The sequence below is a fragment of the Micromonospora sp. NBC_01412 genome (assembly GCF_045040215.1).
Taxonomy (GTDB): Bacteria; Actinomycetota; Actinomycetes; order Mycobacteriales; family Micromonosporaceae; genus Micromonospora; species Micromonospora rubida.
Window position 1 is genome coordinate 291912 of the sequence record NZ_CP109528.1, and the last position, 17728, is coordinate 309639.

At 69.9% G+C, this 17728-nt stretch carries 17 protein-coding genes and 1 pseudogene; 9 read left to right on the plus strand and 9 right to left on the minus strand.

The window, feature by feature from the left end; all coding sequences use genetic code 11:
* The first annotated feature begins 199 nt into the window (after nucleotides 1–199).
* The 6 genes and pseudogenes from OG617_RS01220 to OG617_RS01245 all read left to right on the plus strand — a co-directional run bounded on the left by OG617_RS01220 (nucleotide 200) and on the right by OG617_RS01245 (nucleotide 6181).
* Nucleotides 200–2854, plus strand: coding sequence for a LuxR C-terminal-related transcriptional regulator (locus OG617_RS01220; RefSeq protein WP_405097927.1), 2655 nt, complete (start codon nucleotides 200–202; stop codon nucleotides 2852–2854).
* Nucleotides 2851–3285: a globin domain-containing protein gene (locus tag OG617_RS01225; RefSeq protein ID WP_405097929.1), complete on the plus strand. Its 435-nt coding sequence runs from the start codon at nucleotides 2851–2853 to the stop codon at nucleotides 3283–3285. The genes OG617_RS01220 and OG617_RS01225 overlap by 4 nt, the downstream gene beginning before the upstream one ends.
* 35 nt (nucleotides 3286–3320) lie before the next feature.
* Nucleotides 3321–3677 (plus strand): CPBP family intramembrane glutamic endopeptidase, encoded by a 357-nt coding sequence (locus OG617_RS01230; protein ID WP_405097931.1) that lies wholly within the window; start codon nucleotides 3321–3323, stop codon nucleotides 3675–3677.
* Between the two features lie 117 nt (nucleotides 3678–3794).
* Nucleotides 3795–4767: pseudogene (locus tag OG617_RS01235) on the plus strand (D-galactonate dehydratase family protein).
* A gap of 68 nt (nucleotides 4768–4835) precedes the next feature.
* Complete coding sequence (locus tag OG617_RS01240) at nucleotides 4836–5690, plus strand: alpha-glucuronidase family glycosyl hydrolase (protein ID WP_405097933.1); 855 nt, start codon at nucleotides 4836–4838, stop codon at nucleotides 5688–5690.
* Nucleotides 5633–6181, plus strand: a complete 549-nt coding sequence (locus tag OG617_RS01245) for a hypothetical protein (RefSeq protein WP_405104060.1) — start codon at nucleotides 5633–5635, stop codon at nucleotides 6179–6181. The genes OG617_RS01240 and OG617_RS01245 overlap by 58 nt, the downstream gene beginning before the upstream one ends.
* A gap of 439 nt (nucleotides 6182–6620) precedes the next feature.
* On the opposite strand, the gene OG617_RS01250 is transcribed toward OG617_RS01245, so the two are convergent.
* Both OG617_RS01250 and OG617_RS01255 read right to left on the minus strand, forming a co-directional pair.
* Nucleotides 6621–7022, minus strand: coding sequence for a hypothetical protein (locus OG617_RS01250; RefSeq protein WP_405097935.1), 402 nt, complete (start codon nucleotides 7020–7022; stop codon nucleotides 6621–6623).
* Between the two features lie 337 nt (nucleotides 7023–7359).
* Nucleotides 7360–7584, minus strand: coding sequence for a hypothetical protein (locus tag OG617_RS01255; RefSeq protein WP_405097937.1), 225 nt, complete (start codon nucleotides 7582–7584; stop codon nucleotides 7360–7362).
* A 291-nt stretch (nucleotides 7585–7875) separates the two neighbouring features.
* Here OG617_RS01255 and OG617_RS01260 point away from each other — a divergent pair.
* A protein-coding gene (locus tag OG617_RS01260) for an IS3 family transposase (protein WP_405094494.1) occupies nucleotides 7876–9074 on the plus strand; the annotation gives its coding sequence in 2 pieces (ribosomal slippage) (nucleotides 7876–8164 and nucleotides 8164–9074; 1200 coding nt in all).
* 237 nt (nucleotides 9075–9311) lie between these two features.
* Here OG617_RS01260 and OG617_RS01265 read toward each other — a convergent pair.
* The 6 genes from OG617_RS01265 to OG617_RS01290 form a co-directional block, all read right to left on the minus strand.
* Nucleotides 9312–10544, minus strand: a complete 1233-nt coding sequence (locus OG617_RS01265; protein ID WP_405103918.1) for an IS4 family transposase — start codon at nucleotides 10542–10544, stop codon at nucleotides 9312–9314.
* Between the two features lie 269 nt (nucleotides 10545–10813).
* Nucleotides 10814–11248: a nucleotidyltransferase family protein gene (locus OG617_RS01270; RefSeq protein WP_405097939.1), complete on the minus strand. Its 435-nt coding sequence runs from the start codon at nucleotides 11246–11248 to the stop codon at nucleotides 10814–10816.
* A complete protein-coding gene (locus tag OG617_RS01275; protein WP_405097941.1) occupies nucleotides 11245–11568 on the minus strand; it encodes a hypothetical protein in 324 nt (107 codons plus the stop codon). The genes OG617_RS01270 and OG617_RS01275 overlap by 4 nt, the downstream gene beginning before the upstream one ends.
* Before the next feature lie 131 nt (nucleotides 11569–11699).
* On the minus strand, nucleotides 11700–12320 hold the full coding sequence (locus tag OG617_RS01280) for an AAA family ATPase (RefSeq protein WP_405097943.1): 621 nt from the start codon (nucleotides 12318–12320) through the stop codon (nucleotides 11700–11702).
* Nucleotides 12321–12331: 11 nt separating this feature from the next.
* Nucleotides 12332–14302 (minus strand): ABC transporter ATP-binding protein, encoded by a 1971-nt coding sequence (locus OG617_RS01285; protein ID WP_405097945.1) that lies wholly within the window; start codon nucleotides 14300–14302, stop codon nucleotides 12332–12334.
* 153 nt (nucleotides 14303–14455) lie between these two features.
* On the minus strand, nucleotides 14456–14938 hold the full coding sequence (locus OG617_RS01290) for an NUDIX domain-containing protein (RefSeq protein WP_405097947.1): 483 nt from the start codon (nucleotides 14936–14938) through the stop codon (nucleotides 14456–14458).
* Nucleotides 14939–15182: 244 nt separating this feature from the next.
* Between OG617_RS01290 and OG617_RS01295 the strand changes: the two genes are divergently transcribed.
* Both OG617_RS01295 and OG617_RS01300 read left to right on the plus strand, forming a co-directional pair.
* Complete coding sequence (locus tag OG617_RS01295; protein ID WP_405097949.1) at nucleotides 15183–16493, plus strand: helix-turn-helix domain-containing protein; 1311 nt, start codon at nucleotides 15183–15185, stop codon at nucleotides 16491–16493.
* Nucleotides 16490–16849 (plus strand): hypothetical protein, encoded by a 360-nt coding sequence (locus OG617_RS01300; RefSeq protein WP_405097951.1) that lies wholly within the window; start codon nucleotides 16490–16492, stop codon nucleotides 16847–16849. The genes OG617_RS01295 and OG617_RS01300 overlap by 4 nt, the downstream gene beginning before the upstream one ends.
* A 400-nt stretch (nucleotides 16850–17249) precedes the next feature.
* On the opposite strand, the gene OG617_RS01305 is transcribed toward OG617_RS01300, so the two are convergent.
* The gene (locus OG617_RS01305) at nucleotides 17250–17654 is read right to left on the minus strand and encodes an effector-associated constant component EACC1 (protein ID WP_405097953.1); all 405 of its coding nucleotides are present in this window, start codon (nucleotides 17652–17654) and stop codon (nucleotides 17250–17252) included.
* Between the last annotated feature and the right edge of the window lie 74 nt (nucleotides 17655–17728).

The following is a 17728-nucleotide window of genomic DNA, read 5'->3' on the forward strand; positions in this document are numbered from 1 at the left end:
TCGCGCAGCTCACGGAAGTGTGCCGGAATCCGTGCCGGTGACTGTCGCCTTTGTGATCGACTCCGGGGCAGGGATCGGCGGTCGTGCGTCCGGTTCGGACCGAACCGCCGCTTGGGCACAGGTCGCCGGACATGCGAGACTGCGCAGCACGATCTTGTTCCGCCGCCAGACACGGCCAGCGGCGACTCCCGGGGGTGCGGTGACGACGGCAACAGCGGTGCGCTGGCCCTTCGTCGGCCGCCGCAGCGAGCTGGAACGCTTCGCTGACGCGCTCGGCGACGGCAAGCTGGAAGCGGTTCTCGTCACGGGCGACTCCGGCGTCGGCAAGAGCAGACTGGCGCAGGAGTGCCTGGCCACCGCCCAGGAGTTGGGCCACATCGTCGCCCACGTGCACGCCACCGCCAGCGCTTCGGCGGTCCCGCTGTCGGTGCTCGCGCCGCTGCTGCCCGTCCCGGCCGACCTCACCGAGCCGTACGTCCTCTTCGCCCAGGTACGCACGCAGTTGCGCGAGCAGGCCCAGGGCCGCAGGTTCGTCCTCGCCGTCGACGACATCGACCTGCTGGACCGCGTCTCGCTGGCGCTACTGTCGTTCCTCCTCGCCGACGGATCCCTGTTCGTCATCGCCACCCAGCGCACCGAGACCCAGGTGCCCGACACATTGGAGTCGCGCTGGCGCACCGGCAGCGCGCTGCGGATCCGCCTGAACTCCCTGGAACGCCACTCGGTCGAGACCCTCCTGCACATGGCGCTGGGCGGACCGGTGCACGCAGCCGCCGCCGACGCGCTGTGGGACGCCAGCCGGGGCAACATTCTCTATCTGCGGGAACTCGTCTGGTGTGCGCAGGCCGACGGCACCCTCGACGGCGCCGAGGGGGTCTGGCGGCTCCGCGACCGGCTGGCGGGCAGTGCGGGCATCGTCGAACTGGTCCGGCAGCGGCTGGCAGGCCTGTCACCGCCCAAGCGCGCGGTCCTGGAACTGCTCGCCCTGTGCGAACCGCTCGGCGTCGACGACCTGCTGGAGCACATCGAGATCGCGATCCTGACCGGCTTGGAGGAGCTGGGCCTCATCGTCGTGCGATCCGACGGCCGCCGCCAGGACATCACCCTCGCCCACCCGCTGCACGCCCAGGCCCTGCAGACCACGATGTCGCGACTGCAGATGCGGTCACTGCTGCTTGCCCAGATCAACCGGGTCGTGCGGCGCGGCAGCCGACGCCGCGGCGACCCCCTGCTGCTCGCGTCGTGGCGGCTGGACGCCACTGGCACCGCCGACCCCGCGCTGCTCGTACACGCCGCCCGGCTGGCCCGCTACGCGCACGACCTGCCCCGCGCCGAGCGGCTCGCCGAGGCGGCGCTACGGCACGGCCCCGACACCACAGCGAGCCTGCTGCTTGGCAGCGCGCTCGCCGAACAGGGCCGCCATGCCGCCGCCGAAGCGGCCTACGCGGCGGCCTGGCCGACCGCCGCCGACGATGGACTGCTCCCGTTGGGGCTGGCCCGGACCAGCAACCTGCTCTTCGGCCTGGGCCGCGTCGAGGAGGCCCGCACCCGCCTGCACGAGACCGCCGACCGGTGCGACGCGGCGGCCCAACCCGGCGTGGTCGCACTCGACGCGCTGCTCATCGCCGCCGCCGACAACGCCGACGAGGCGATGCGGCGGCTCGGCGGCGACGAACCCGTCGCAGGCAACCCGGCCCATCGCATCATGTGGCTGCGCACCCGGGCCATGCTGCTCGCCGAGACCGGTTCGCTGGACGCCGCCGCCGACGACGCCTGGCGGGCGTTCGGGCTCCACGAAACGGTCGAGGACCGCAGCACCGTCTTCCACCCGACCGCGCACCTGGTGACCGTCGCCCAGGCCCGGCTGCACGCCGGGCGCCTCGCCGACGCGCAGGACGCCGCGGAACGGGGACTGGAACTGTCGCAGCGCGACGGCGCCCACGCCCTGGCCGCCTGGTTCCCGGTCCAGCTCGGCCACACCGCGCTGGCCCGGGGGCGGGTGACCACCGCGGAACGGATGTTCCGCGATGCCGCCGCCCACGCCGCCGAGACCGGTCAGCCCGCCGCCGCGGTGAGCTCGCTCGCAGGCCTCGCGCTCGCCCGCGCCCAGCAGGCCGCCTCGGCCGATGACGACACCCTGGCGGCCCGGCTCGACGAGGCGATCGAGCGGTCGCCCCGTTCGGCGGAGCTGCAACGTGCCCGCAGCTGGGTGCTGGTGAGCCAGGGTCGGCACGCCGAGGCACGCCAGGCCCTGCTCTCGGCCGCCCAGCTGAGCCTGCGGCTCGGCCGACAGGCTGCCGCGGTCGCGCTGCTGCACGACGGCGTACGCATCGGCGATCTTGGGGGTTGCGGGCAAGAGCTCGTCGCGGTCGCCCCGCACGTGGAGGGCGGCCTCGCGTCCGCCCGAGCCGCCCACGCCCGCGCGGCGCTGCGGCGCGACCCAGCCGCCCTGACCGCGGTCGGCCAAACCTTCCAGGGGTACGGGGTGCAGCTCCTCGCCGCCGAGTGCCTGATCGCGGCGGCGGTGCTGCACCGCGCCGACGGTGATCAACGGGCCGCGAGCGGGCTGCTGGCCAGAGCGGCGGCGCTTGTCGAACTGTGCGAGGGCGCCCGCACCCCCGGTCTGCTCGCCGACACCGGGCACGTGCCGCTCAGCGAGCGGGAGCGGGAGATCGCCGCGCTCGTGATCCGGGGACAGAGCAGCCGGGAGATCGCGACCGCGCTGTTCCTGTCCGTGCGCACCGTCAACAACCACCTGCAGAACATCTACGGCAAGCTGGGCATCAACAGCCGGGCCGAGCTGGTGGGGCTGCTCGCCGCCGGCGCCCGAGCCCGAGAGGACGGCCGGCTGTGACACCCGAGGAGATCGCGCTGGTCCGCGCGGGCGCCGAGGCGCTGCGGCCGAACCTGTCCGCGGTGGCGCAGGACTTCTACCGCCGGCTCTTCGCCGCCGACCCGGAGCTGCGGACCATGTTCACCAGTGACCCGGTGCTGCAGCGGGAGAAGTTCGCCGACGAGCTGGAAGCGATCGTCAGCTCGATCGAGCGTTTCGACGATTTCATCGACCGGACCCGGCTGCTCGGCGCCCGGCACGCAGGCTACGGCGTGCGGTTCCGGCACTACGGCGAGGTCCGGGAGGCGCTGTTCGGCGCCTTCGCGGCGGCCCTCGGCGCGGGCTGGACGGCCGAGACTGAGCGGGCCTGGCGGCGGGCCTACGACATGATCGCCGAAGCGATGCTGCTGGGTTCGGCGCCGACCCGCCCGCAGCGCACGTGGCCGGCCTGAGTCAGGCAACGGGCTACGGCCCCGCGCAGCTGTCAATGTCCGGTTACCAGGCCTGGGATCCGACCGAGTTGGCCGTCATCGCCCTGTTCACCTTCGTCACTGCGAGCGTCACCGAGGAGATCTTCTACCGGGTGCTGCTGCGGAGCAGGCTGGAGGCGCTGTACGGGCGGTGGCCGGCGATCACGGCAACCGCGCTGCTGTTCACCGTCATGCATGTGCACCGGTTCGGGGACGGCCCGCCGTGGCTGATCGGGTTGCTGCTGCTGGTCTCCAACGGCAGCCTCGCCCTCTTCACCGGGTACCTGTGGTCGCGGTATCGCAACGTCTGGTCGCTGTTCGTGGTGCACGGTGCGGTGAACGGGCTGGCGCTGCTGCCGGTGCTGCTCGGCTGAGCCGGATTCCCGGTACCTGTTGACAGCCGGTGGCAGGGGTTTGCAGCCTTGACCTTGGAAACGTTGCAGCTTGCGAGAGCTGCTGTCCAGCTGTGGGCCGGTCAAGGAGACTGCTGAGTGAAGATCATCGACGCGCGGGTCATCGTCACGTGCCCGGGGCGCAACTTCGTCACGCTGAAGATCGTCACCGACGAGGGCGTCACCGGGGTCGGCGACGCCACCCTCAACGGCCGGGAGCTGGCGGGTCGCGAGCTACCTGCGCGAACACGTCGTGCCGGCGCTGATCGGCCGGGATCCGGCCAGGATCGAGGACACCTGGCAGTACCTCTACAAGGGGGCGTACTGGCGGCGCGGTCCGGTCACGATGACCGCGATCTCAGCCGTCGACACCGCGCTGTGGGACATCAAGGGCAAGGTGGCCGGGCTGCCGGTCTACCAGCTGCTCGGCGGGCGCAGCCGGGACGGCGTCACGGTGTACGGGCACGCCAGCGCGCAGACCGTCGACGAGGTGCTCACCGAGGTCGCGCAGTACGTCGAGCTCGGCTACCGGGCGGTGCGAGTGCAGACCGGCGTGCCGGGGCTGGCGACGACGTACGGGGTGGGCAAGGACCGGATGTTCTACGAGCCGGACGACGCGGCGGTCGCGAGCGAGGCAGTGTGGTCGACGGAGCAGTACCTGGCGCACGTGCCGGGAGTCTTCGCGCGGGTTCGTGACGAGTTCGGGCCTGGGTTGAAGCTGCTGCACGATGTGCACCACCGGCTGACGCCGATCGAAGCCGCCCGGCTCGGCAAGAGTCTGGAGCCGTACGCGCTGACCTGGATGGAGGATCCGGTCCCGGCGGAGCTGCAGGAGGGGTTCCGGCTGATCCGGCAGCACACCACGACGCCGATCGCGGAGTACATGCGGCACACCGCGCAGACCGATGAGGTGTTCCCGCACGGCTACCACTTCGCCGACGGGTCCCTGCACCCGGCGGAGACGCCGGGGCTGGGCGTCGACATCGACGAGGAGCTGGCGGCGCGGTATCCGTACCGGCCGGCAGCATTGCCAGTGAACCGGTTGGAAGACGGGACGATGCACAGTTGGTGACTGAACAGCCGCATCCGGCCTGGCTGCCACCGGCGGCATTCGCGGCCCTCGGCGCCCGGCACGCCGTGTTGTACGGCGAGGGGCTGCTGGCCGACACGGTGTTCAACGAGCTGCGGCAGGCATGTGCCGAGCACGGCGGCGCAGTGCTGCGCGGGACTGCTGACGGGCCGGTGGAACTGGTGCTGGCGTTGACCACTGTGGACTCGCTGCCCGCTGCAGCAGCGGAAGTTCTGGTTGAGGCACAGCCGGCCGGTCCGATGGGCGCGGAGGGCTTCCTGCTGGCCCGGCGGGATGACGTCACCGTGGTGCTGGCCGACGAGCCGGCCGGGCTGCTTTACGGGCTGTTTCACCTGGTACGGCTCGGGGAGTCAGCGTTCGGTGCCGAGCGGCCGGTGGAGCGGCACGGGCTGGCGATGGATCGGCGGATGCTCGATCACTGGGACAACATTGAGCCGCATCCGGTGATGGGTCAGGTCGAGCGGGGCTATGCCGGCGGGTCGATCTTCTGGCGGGACGGCGGGCTGAGCCCCGATCGCGATCGCATCCGTGCTTACGGCCGGCTGCTCGCGGCATGCAGGATCAACGCGGTCGCGGTCAACAACGTCAACGTGCACGCCGTCGAGGCACGGCTGCTGACCGAGCGGCTCGCCGACCTGCTGCGCTCGTACGGGATCCGGGTGCATTTGTCAGTGACGCTCGCCGCGCCGATCGCCGTCGGCGGCCTGCCGACCGCCGATCCGCTCGACAAGGACGTGCGGACCTGGTGGTGGCCGGCGGCGGGTTCGTCGCGGTGTCGAACGTCGGTGACGATCGCTTTTGGACCGGGCACCCGCTCGCGCAGGCAAATCTGTATGCCGCGGGCCGCCTGGCGTGGGCGCCGGGCCTGGATCCGGCCGTCGTGCTCGACGAGTGGCTCGACCTGACGTTCCCGCCGGCGACGGTTGGTGATCCGCAGCTGCTCCGGCAGACGCTGCACGCCATGATGGACGGCTCCTGGCAGACGTACGAGTCGTACACCGCTCCGCTGGGTGTCGGGTTCATGGTCCGGCCCGGCAGCCACCACGGCCCTGACGTCGACGGGTACGAGTACACACCGTGGGGCACCTACCATTTCGCCGATCGGGACGGCGTCGGCATCGACCGATCGCGTGCCACCGGTACCGGGTTCGCCGCGCAGTATCCGTTGCCGTGGTCGGCGGTGTACGAGTCGGTCGAGCAGTGCCCGGACGAGCTGCTGCTGTTCTTCCACCACGTCCCGTACGAGCATGTGCTGCAAAGCGGCAGCACTGTCATCCAGCACATCTGTGCAGCAGGCGCAGCACCAGGCTGCCGGCGCCGCTGGGGTACCGCCGAGTTGGCGGCGCCGGTGGCGACGATCCCTGTGGACGGGGCTGCTGCGGCATCGACCGGATGAGCTGGTGCAGCTCCGGTGCGGCGCGTGGCAGGTACGTCAAATCCCAGGCCAGCGAGCCGACGGCACCGGCTGCGGTCGCGTCCAGTGGGGCGAGGTCGTCGGGTACCTGCCGACCGCCGATAACGAACAGATCGCTTGGATGCAGGTCCAGGGCTGCGGCGAACCGGCGCAGCAGTGATGGAGCAGGCTCGCCCCCGTTGAGTACCGACGTGACCTCGGTTCCAGCGACGGATGCCCGACAGGCAAGCGCGCCGACGTCGATGCCACGCAGCTCGGCCAACCGCATCAACTGCACGCCGAACGCCGACGGTTTCTCCACCTTCCCACCCTACGGGCCCCCGCCACCTAAACTGAAGCCGCCAGCCCTCGCGCGCGGACCGCAGCAGTTGCGTGCACTCCCTCGGCGGTCACTTAATAAGGTTTATGGCTCCGCTGCACGTCAGCTTTTCAGATCGCCCACGACAAGCATCAACTGCAGGGGAAGTTCCTTGTCCCAATGGCCGACCTCGACGACGATTCCGCGGTCGCCTATCTGCCACAGGTCGATCTCAAAGAACCAGCCTGTCAGGTACGCGAACAGAGATCTGCCTGGCTCATCGGGCGGAACGCCGTCGTCGAAGTAAGGTCTGAGGTCCTTTCGCCGGGGTTGCCCGTAGCGTGTAGTGATCGCTTGCGCCAGCCGGGCACGGTCCGCCACGAACTCCGCGAGTACCGGACCGAAGAGCTCATCACGAGTCTCATCATCCCAGAAGTCCTGGCTTGTCCGTAGATCGACATGGTGGGGTTTCACTCCACCCCGAGCATCAGCTACGAAGGGCATGGAGAGGAGCTCGTCGAGCACGGAAAGACTCTGTTCCAGAGTAACAAGTGTAGGCAAGCCTGCAATCATTGCATGACCCGGTATCCGCTTATCGGTTCCGTGTGCCACAGGGTGCCGGGAAGCACTACGGTGCGTGATGGCACGTTGTCTGGCGTCGCGCGGTGGGCGGCAGATCCGATACCTGGCTCTCGTCCGGCTCTGGCGGTGTGCTTTGAGAGGCCGTCGGGTCGGGACCTGCTGGGCGTGAGGTCAGGACAGCGGCAGGTCGACCCGTCGCCCCCCCCCCCCCCCCCCCGAGTTCTGGTGCTTCTCATCGGTAAACATGGCTAACGCGCCGCTGGCACTCCGTCGAGAGTCGCTACCCGGGAGCGGCGGACAGCAGACTGGCCTCGTTCGCTCCGGTGATCAAGGAGATGTAGAAGTCGCCGCACTCTTCGCCATCGTCGTACACCTCGACCGCGCCTTCGTCCTCCAGCTCGACCAGGAGGTCCTCGGCCTGGCCGATCCAGGGGAACGGGTAGATGCCGGGCGCAGTACCCGCAGCCGGTGTCAGCGGAACGTGGATCTCGACGATGTCTGCCATGACGTCATGATCCATCAGGAGGAGACACTGCGGTGCGTGCCCACAGGTGGGGTGCCTGCATCCTGTTGGCGTCACTCGCTCTGCTCGGAACGTCGGGCAGTGCCTGGGTGTCGTCGTGTCCGTGCCCTCGCGATTCCTGGTCGTCGGGGGTAGTCGGCAGGCAGGTACCGGTAGACCGAACGTAGGGACTTGCCGACTTTCTTGGCGAGCAGTTCAGGGGAGTTGCCCCCTGGTCCTGGACACTTGAGCCTTGGATCGTGATGGTCTGGGGAGATCAGGAGTCCCTGACAGATGGTGATGAAGCACTACCCGGCCGGGTTCAAGGCCGACGCGGTCGCGTTGTATCGGTCTCGGCCTGGGGCGACGATCGCGCAGATCGCTGATGATCTCGGGGTCAATCGGGAGACGTTGCGTAGTTGGGTCCGCGCCGATGATCAGCGTCGGGGTGCGGTGGCCGGGCCGGCGGGGTCGTCGGCGGCCGGGTCGGTGGAGGACGAGAACGCCGTGTTGCGGCGGCGGGTGCGGGAGTTGGAGGAGGAGCGGGACATTCTGCGGAAGGCGGCCCGGTATTTCGCCGGGGAGACGCGCTGGTGAACCGCTTCCAGTTCGTCGCCGACCATCAGCAGCGCTACGGCGTGAAGCGGTTGTGTCAGATCATCGGGGTGTCCCGCTCGAGCTTCTACTACTGGCGCTCGGCCGCCGAAACGCGGGCCGCCCGGGATGCCGCGGATGCGGCTCTCGTGGGTCGGATCCGGGCGGTCCACGCCGCTCACGACGGCACCTACGGAGCACCACGGGTCACTGCCGAACTCCGGGATGCCGGCCTGGCGGTCAACCGTAAGCGGGTCGCCCGGGTGATGCGACGCTTCGGCGTGCAAGGGCTACGGCTGCGCAGGCGAACTCGTACGACGGTGCCGGACCCAGCCGGCGCGAAGGCACCGGACCTGATCGGCCGGGACTTCACCGCCCCGGAGCCGAATCAGCGCTACGTCGGCGACATCACCTACCTACCGGTCGGTGACCGCGGGTTCCTCTACCTGGCCACCGTCCTAGACCTGCACTCCCGGCGTCTCGCGGGCTGGGCGATCGCCGATCACATGCGCACCGAACTGGTCATCGACGCCCTCCACGCCGCCGAGCAAACGCGAGGCACCCTGCACGGGGCGATCATGCACACGGACCACGGAGCTCAATACACCTCCCGGGCCTTCGCTGACGCCTGCACCACAGCCGGGGTGCGGCAGTCGATGAGCGCGGTCGGTAGCTCCGCCGACAACGCCGCCGCGGAATCGTTCAACGCCACCTTCAAACGCGAAACCCTCCAGGGCCGCCGCGCCTTCACCAACGAACGCGAAGCACGGCTGACCACGTTCCGCTGGATGCACCGCTACAACACCGTCCGCCGCCACTCCCGACTCGGACAGCAGCCACCGATCACCTACGAGAAAAACACCCGGCCAGCGCCGGCTACGCTGGCCCCGGCCGCATAAACCCCGTGTCCAGGATCAGGGGTCAAGCCCCAATGCCGTTAAGGTAAGGCGTTTGGGCAGGCCAGGGTGGGTGTGGGTGGGCCGTCGTGGCGGATGATGCGGTCTGTGGGTCGTTTGACGCGGTAGGAGTTGTGGCGGGCGCGTTTGATCGTTCGTGGGCAGGTGCGGTGTCGACGCGGGGGTAGCCGGTGGCGCAGGATCTCGGTGTGGGCCTCGGTGATGGCGTTGATCAGGCGCTCAGGGGGAAATGGCCGCCTGGTCGGTGACCTGGCGGCGGACGAGGCGCAGGCCGCGTATGAACGAGAGCCGGTCGGGGTCGTAGCCGGCCTCGTCGGCGGCGTCGACCAGCAGGGCCCGGATCGCGTAGTGCGCCAACAGCAGCCCCCACATCTGTTGTTCGACCAGGTCAGGGGTCTTCGAGCGGACAACCTCACCACGGCCACGCAGGTCGCTCTTGATCTCGTTGAACGCGGACTCCTGCTCCCACCGTTCGTGATAGGCGGTGGCGAGGTCCACTCCGGACACCTCGTGTGGGTCGTGGATGGTGGTGATCACGGTGATCAGTTCGCCGTCGGGATGACGGTCGGGCACGGTGTAGTCCACGACCCGCACGAGGCGGGCGGTATCGGCGGGAACCTCACCACCGTCGGTCACCGTCCGGGCCAGCCGGCGGCGCCGCTCGGCGGCGAGCCCGGGTCGGTAGATCAACGCCAGGTAGGAACCGTCGGGTAGCCACCGCACCAGTCCGAGTGACACCGACGCCCCGACCCGCCAGGCCAGGTCCGCGCCGGTGGCGGCGAACCGGTCGAACAACTCGAAGGAGTAGAAGCCGCTGTCAGCCAGGAGCAGCATCCCCGGCTCCACCACCGGCGTCAGGTCAGCGGCCTGGGTGCGTTCCCCAGTCGAACACGCCCCGATCACCGCCCCAATGACCGCCCGGCTGCCGCACTCGACGACCGCGGTGACCTGCACCTTCGGATACGCCGACGCTGCCGGCCCGGATCCCATCCGGCCGAATCGTTCCACGTTCGCCGACGTGTCGGCCACAACGAAGCTGGTCCCGTCGATGGCCATCAGGCGACGTCGGGCCAACCACGCGCCTTTGGTGCCCGAGCCCGCCACCGGCACCGCCGCCCGATCGAACAGCTCCCTCACCGGCGCCACACCGAGACGTCGCCGGGCCTGACTGATCGCCGAGCCGGTCGGGACCTCCCAGTCATCCGACCACGAACCCATCGCGCGCAGGCCACCGACCAGCCGACGCATCACCTCCTCGGCAGACTCCTGGGCGTACAGGCCCATCGCGATCACGTACCGGATCATCACGTGCGCCGGCAGTCGACGGCTACGCTTCTCCCGACACCCGGTCCGGTTGATCACTTCCTCGATCAGATCGCGGTGGAACCGCGCCGAGAGCACCCCCAACCCGATGTGGTCGGTCAACCGGCCCGAGGGCTGCACCAGTGGCATCACGACCGGCAACCGTACGGCCCCGATCAGCCTCCGTCAGCACACCACGCTGACCAGCACCACTGCCTTATCTGAACGGCATTGGGTCAAGCCCCCTCCGCGCTGGCGAAAGCCTGGTGTTCAACGCAGACCTGTCCGCTAGCGAGACCCTGCCGCTGCACGTAACATACGTGATCTCATCGAACACGCAGCGAGGAGCACGCCGCGAGAAGGTCTACTTCCTCTGCCGCACCACAGCAGCACCCGGCCGCGACCTCACGTTGACCAAGTCACATCACCTGCGCTCCATCGCGGGTACAACGATCACGCCAGGGCGCTACGCGCTTGCGATCCAGGTCAACGGGCGGCGCTATCCAGAAGCCGGTTTTCAGGTCGTCTAGAAACCGGAATGGCGCACCCAGGCCTGGCTCCAGCGCGGCCAGCCGACCGGTCGTCCTCTGGTCGTTGTCCCGGCTCAGGTCGGCGGGATCGAAGAACGCCACGTCCACATCCCGCACCGCGCACAAGTCGAAGCCGGTGCCGTAGCGGCACCCCCAGACCAGGTCGCGCAGGACACCTGCCCCGATCCACGCGTCGGGTATTCCCGAGTCCCGTACCACGGTCAGCGCCCGCATCAGCGACGCGTTGGCCCTGACCAATTCCCGCAACTCGTCACCGCGTCCGATGTCTGCCGGGTCCGCCCAGCTGGCAGGCAGCGCCGTCATGGCCGTTCCGCCCCGTCTGAGTGGTTGTGGTGCAGTCGCTGGGCGAGGTAGTCGCCCAGCGACGTCGCGTAGGGCACGTCCGGATCACCGGTCGTGCCGGCAGGAACGTAGCGGGTGCGCCGGAACGCCTCGACGAACTTGGCTGGGGGTGCTCCGGCGCGGAGTGCGGTGGTGATCGCGGTGGACAGGGCCTCGGTGAGCCCGGCCAGGGTGGAGCCGTGCGTGCCGGCCCGCAGGTCGACGTGACCGAGCTCGCCGTTCGACGTGGCGACCGTGGACAGCCGTCCCGGAACACCATCGATCACGAACGTGCTGGTCACTTCGGTTGTCCGGCGAGGCGTCGGCGGCGTGTCTCTTATCGATGCGGTCCTTCTTCCCTGGCGTACGCCTTGAGTGCCTTGCGGTGGACATGGGCGGGTCTGAGCTGCGGAGTTCCGGTCCGGGCGCGGTGTCAAGGAGCCTCCGTCGCGGTGGTCGTCTGGTCGGCTTTGCGGGCGCAGTGCGGGCATCGTCGTGGGCAGGGCGTCTGCGGTATGACCGTGGTGAGGCCGCTGGCGTGCAGGATCGTGGTGACCGTCTGCTCGAAGGTGCTGGTCTCGCCGATGACGGTCTCCCCGGGGATGTCGAGCAGGTCGCGGTGGGTGTACCAGGTGCGCATCTCGTCGGGGGTGACGGGGATCGGCTCGTCGCGGCTGAGGTGTCGGCGGACGGTCTCGTCGAAGGACACGTCCAGGTAGAACACGGCGACCGGCCCGGGATGGTCGCCGATGAGCTGGTGCAGCACGGTCGCGTAGCGCTGGGTATGCAGGATGCCTTCGAGGATGACGTGGTAGCCCAGGTCGAGGGCGGTGCGGACGGTCGTGGTGATGAACGTCGGGGCGACCGGGTCAATGCGGGCGCTGTCGTGTTCCCGGAGAACGGTTCTGCGCAGGTAGTCCTGTTCCAGCAGGGCCGCACCGCGTCCGAAGCGGCGGCGTACCTCGCGGGCGGTCGTGGTCTTCCCGCTGCCGGAGTTCCCGCGAATGATCACCAACGTGGAGGGCGCGAGTCTCGTGGGGTTCGACGTCGTCATGGCCTGCTCCGTCAGGCGGTTGCGGTCTGTCGGGGCACCGTCGCGGCGGGCCCGGTGGTGTCGTAGCCGGCGGCTTGGAGGGTGAACAGCTCGGCGTACCGTCCGTCGGCGCTCATGAGGTGGTCGTGGGTGCCGGCCTCGGCGAGGCGGCCGTGGTGCAGGACGTAGATGCGGTCGGCGTGGCGGACGTTGGCCAGCCGGTGGGTGATCAGGATGGTGGTGCCACGTCCTTGCCGGTCGCGGATGGCCTGGAAGAGGGCGTCCTCGGCGCGGGGGTCGAGGGCGGATGACGGTTCGTCCATGATGAGCAGGTCGGCGTCGCGTAGGAACCCGCGGGCGGCGGTGATGCGTTGCCACTGCCCGCCGGAGAGGTCCTGGCCGCCGGCGAAGGTGCGGTCGAGCAGCGTCTCGTACCCGTGTGGCAGTTCGGTGATCATGTCGTGGGCGACGGCGCGGGCGGCGGCGGCCTCAATCCGGTCCTGCTCGGCGGTGGTGGCGATGTCGCCGATGGCGATGTTCGTGGCGGCGGTGAACGGCCACTTGTGGTACTCCTGCGTCACGACCCCGATCCGCGCCCGCAGCGCGTCGATGCCCCACTCGTCGACTGGTCGGCCGTTGTAGCGGACGCTGCCGCCGGTGGGCGTGCGTAGGGTGGCGATTATGGTGGCGAGAGTGGACTTGCCGGAGCCGTTCTCCCCGACGAACGCCACCGTCTGCCCCGCCTCGATCGTCAGGGTGACCTGGTCGACGGCCGCCGTGTCGCGGTCGGGGTAGCGGAGGCTCACCGCGTCGACCGCGATCTCCTCCAGCCGGTCTGTCGCCGGTGTCTCGGCGGCCGGGCCGGTGTGCGGTGGCAGGTAGTCGGCGGCGCGGGTCATGAAGCCGGTGTAGTCGCGGAAATGCTGGCCCTCGGTGTAGACGCGGTCGACCTGGAAGGTCACCACCGACAAGGAGCGTTGCGCGGACTGGACAGCGATGACGCAGGTCGCGGCGGCGGCGAGGGGAATCTGGCCGTCGATGAGCAGCAGGCCGAGCAGGACGTAAACCACGGCGGTCGCCACGCCGCCGATCATCGCGCCGACGGTGGTGGTCGTGGTGACCCTGCGGGCCAGGGCGAGTTGGATGCCGGTCTCGACGGCCATGACCCGGTCGTACTGGTCGAGCAGGAAACCGCGCAGGCCGTAGGAGCGCAGTTCGGGGGCGGAGTCGCGTTCGGCCATCAGCCGGTGCAGCAGCCACAACCGGCGCCGTCGTACCGACCCGGCGGCGTAGGTCTGGTAGCGCAGATGCCCGGCACGCAGCGACGCCCACCCGTTCGGCACCGTCGCCACGAGCAGGGCGAGCAACAGCAGCGGGTGGACCACCACCACGGCGACGGCGACGGCGAGAACACCGGCGAGACCGGCGAGCAGATTCATCGACGCCTGCACCAGGCCGGTGGTGGAGTTCGCGCCGCGGGAGGCGCGTTCCATGTCATCAGCGAACGCGTCGGCGTCGAACGCCTCCAACCGCACCGCCGTGGTCACCTCGAACAGGCCGCGTTCGACCTCCCGGTCCACCTTCGGGGTCAGGCCGTTCTGCGCGTACCCCATGACGGTAGCCATGCCGGCGCGCAACGCCGTCACCGTCGCGAGAGCTGCCAGGGCGGGGAGCGCGGCGGTGACTTTGTCGGCGGTCGGGCCGCCGGCGAACAGTTCCACCAGCACCCGCTGCGCCGCGAGGAGTCCGAACGCCGCCATCACCCCCGCGCCGACCGTCGTGGCCGCCACGATCGACGTCCGTACCCGGTCGGCGCGCCAGCTCACCACAAGCGCGGCCCAGACCAGCCGCGGCAGCTCGGAGAAGACGGCGAACAGGCCGGCCTGCGCCCTGGCCCGCACCCCGGTCTCCCACCACACCTCCCGCAACTCCGGCAGCACCGAATCCCGCCGTGTCGGTTCGGGACGGGCAGGCGTGGGGTCAGGGTGGTCGGTTTTCGGCATGGCGGTACCTCCCGAAAGGGTGGGCAGGCTGAACTGCGGTGGATGGTGGTGTCTCGATGGCAGACGGCAGGACCCGCAGGTGCCCCATCGGGGATCTCGGCTGGTGCCGCCGAAGCTGCGCCGCCGTCAGGAAGAGCCCCGGGTGGCCTGCGGTCAGGTGACCCGGACGCCGTCTTCGAGGTAGTGGCAGCATCCGTCAGCGCGGGCGTGCAGCGCCTCGGTGATCCGGCGGGCCAGGAGCGGCCGTACCCGCCGGGCGGTCTGTGGCGGGTCGGACCACGCCCAGCCCTTCAACTCGTCCGGCGGCACCACGATCCGTTTCGTCGCGGTGGCGTCGAGGGTGCCGCCGTCGTAGACGACCATGACGCCCTCGGTGCGCCCATCGCGGGCCGGCACCCAGTCCACGACGACTAACCGGCCTGGCGACAGGTCCAGACCGAGTTCCTCCCGGCACTCCCGGATCGCGGCCTGGTGCGGCGACTCGTCAGCCTCGACGCACCCGCCGGGGATCTCCCACTCCGCCTTGTAAACGGGGTCGACGAGCAGAACCCGCTCGTCCGCGTCGGTGATCAGCAGCCCGGCGGCCATCCGCTTACGAGGCAGATCAACAGTGACATCGCGGCGTCCGGAAGGCATGCGGAGACGGTAGGACGCGGCAGGGTCGACACGCCCGCAGCGCCGTGCGCCGACATTGTCGGCAGATTCCGACACCATGCCGACCATGTCAGCGCCGCCGCCCCGACCTGCCGACAGCGGCGCCGTGACCCGGGCGTTCACCGTCGGCGGTCGGGCGGGGCGGTCTCCGGCGGCTCGGAAAGTGTCACCGGCGGCGGCTATGGTGTTCGCTCATCGTGACCGCGGCGACCGGGGGGTGGCAGCGATGGCCGACCACGACGACATCACCGCCGCCCGCCGCGCGCTCGGCCGCCACCTCGCCCACCTGCGTAAAGACGCCGGCCACACCCAGCACAGCCTCGCCCGGCTGGTGCAGTACGGGCGCAGCTCAGTGGCGAACACCGAGACCGGCCGGCAGCACCCCGAACGGCCATTCTGGACCCGCTGCGACCACGTGCTACGCACCGGCGGCGTGCTGACCGCCGAGTACGACCGCATCGCCGACCTGAACCACCACCGCCGCCACCTCCCGGCGGCCCCACCCCGCAGCACCAGCCTCACCAGCGACAGCGCAGCAGTGTGGTGGGAGCACGAAGACACCATCACCGCCCGCCGGTCGGCCCTGAGCACCGCCACCGACGACGACGCGCGGCTGGCGCACCTGGAACACGAAGTCCGGCAGGCTATCGCCGACAACGAACGCTGCCCACCGGCCACCCTCGTGGCCCGGCTGCGTCCACTGCGGGTCAGCGTCGACCAGCTGATGGGCGCCCGGCAGCACCCACCACAACGCGCCCGGCTCTACACCGCCGCGGCACACCTGTCCGGGCTCCTCGCCGCCCTCGCCCTGGACCTACGCGCCTTCCGCGTCGCACACGCCTACGCCGCCGAATCCTTCGACCTCGCCCACGCCGCCCAACAACCCGACACCCAGGCCTGGGCCCGCGCCACCCAAAGCCTGATCGCCTTCTACACCGGCAACCACCGCGACGCCCTCGCCTACGCCGAAGACGGCCTACGCCACGCCGGCACCGGCCCACACCGGATCCGCCTCACGGTCAACGGGCAGGCGCGCGCACTCGCCCACCTCGGCGACCGGCGCGGCGTCGACCGCGCCGTCGGCCGGGCGTTCGACCTGTTGACCGAGTACCCGCCGGACGGGCAGGTCAGCACCAGCCTCACCCTCGGCCCGTACTGCCCCACCCGGGCCGCGGCCAACGCGGCGACCGCCTACCTGGCCCTCGGCCACACAACCGACGTCACCGGCCACCTCACCACCGCCATCGCCGCCTTCGACACCGCCCAGCTACGCGGCCCCCAAGCGCTCAGCCGCCTCGACCTGGCCACCGCCCACCTACACGCCGACGACCCCGACCAGGCAGCCGAGCTGGCGCTGCAAGCACTCACCCTCACCGCCGAGCACCGCTTCGAATCCGTCCACCAACGCACCCACCAGTTCCTCGCCGCCGCCCACCCCCTGCGCCACCACCCGCGGATACAGGACGTCGCGGACCTGCTCGCCGACCGCACACACCCCCACACGCCGCCACTGGCGGGCCTACGATCGCCGACATGAGCAGCCGGGAACTGACCAGCCTGCGGCAGAGGTGGACCGACTACCAGAACCTGTCCACCCTCACCGAGCACTGGTGCTGGCGTCCCGGTTGGCACGCCGGCCGCCACTTCTACACCTGGCACCTCACCTTCCAGGAACAGCCGGCACTCCACCACCACGTCACCGACCTTCAGCAGCAACTCGCCCCGCTGACTGGGTTGGACCTGGTGCAGCTCGACGGGCCCTGGGCACCCAGGTCGACCGAAGGTGGATCGGCATGCAGCCAGGTCAGCGCGGGGATCTCGCGCTCGCTCGCCGCCTGCGTTCGCGGCACTCAGGTGTCAACGGCCAATCAGATCTCCATCGCAGGTGATTGACCACCGCAAGAAAGAGCTGTAGCCGGTCGCTGGACTCCTGAGGGCACACACTGACGACGGCCGCCTATGGGCGCCGGACCGCTTCCATGGCCTTCACCCTGAATTCGGGGGATCGGCACTCCCTCTGCCCCACCTCAACGGGCGAGACCTCTAACGACGCCGCAGGCTTCGCGTCATGCTACGGACCACTCAGTCGCTCCCCCTGACAGGGCTTTCGACGCTGGGCTTCGACCCGACCCGTTTCCAGACCGAGCCGCCAGCCTGCTACCGGGCCTCCTGGCAGCTACCCGGACCGGACTTCCACCGGGCAGGCGACGACGAGCTACGACTACAGATGAGCTACGCACCCACCTCCAGGTCCGCTGGGCGCACGAATCATCGAGGCTAGAGATCGCGCGACCTATTGAGCGGGCTCGTCGGGCAGGGCAGCCAATGACGGGCCTCGTGGTTCGGCGGGCGCGGAGGACAGGGAACTGACCTGCCGGAGGATCTGCTCGACGTTCTTGACGTTCGTCGCGTCCACCACGATCCGAGTGTCATCCTGGGACACCGAGATCTCGATCTTAATGTTGGGGCGACGGGGTTGCTGGAACCACACCGCCAATGATCCGGCCAGAACGGACAGTGTGCCGCCACTCGCCAGCGCGACGCTCAACACGTCCCACGCCGCGCCCATCTCGTCCGGCCCGGCCGGCGCAGGCACGAAGGTCAACCGACCCCGCAAGCCGTCCTCAAGGCGCAGCCAGTCGAAGAGGGACCTGAGGTCCGCTTCGTCGCCGCCGACGACAGAAATCTGCGCGTACACCCGTCCAGTATGCGCCTGGCCGCCACGATAATGGTGACCGTCAGAGCTCTTAAGAACGCGGCGGACCCCAGAGC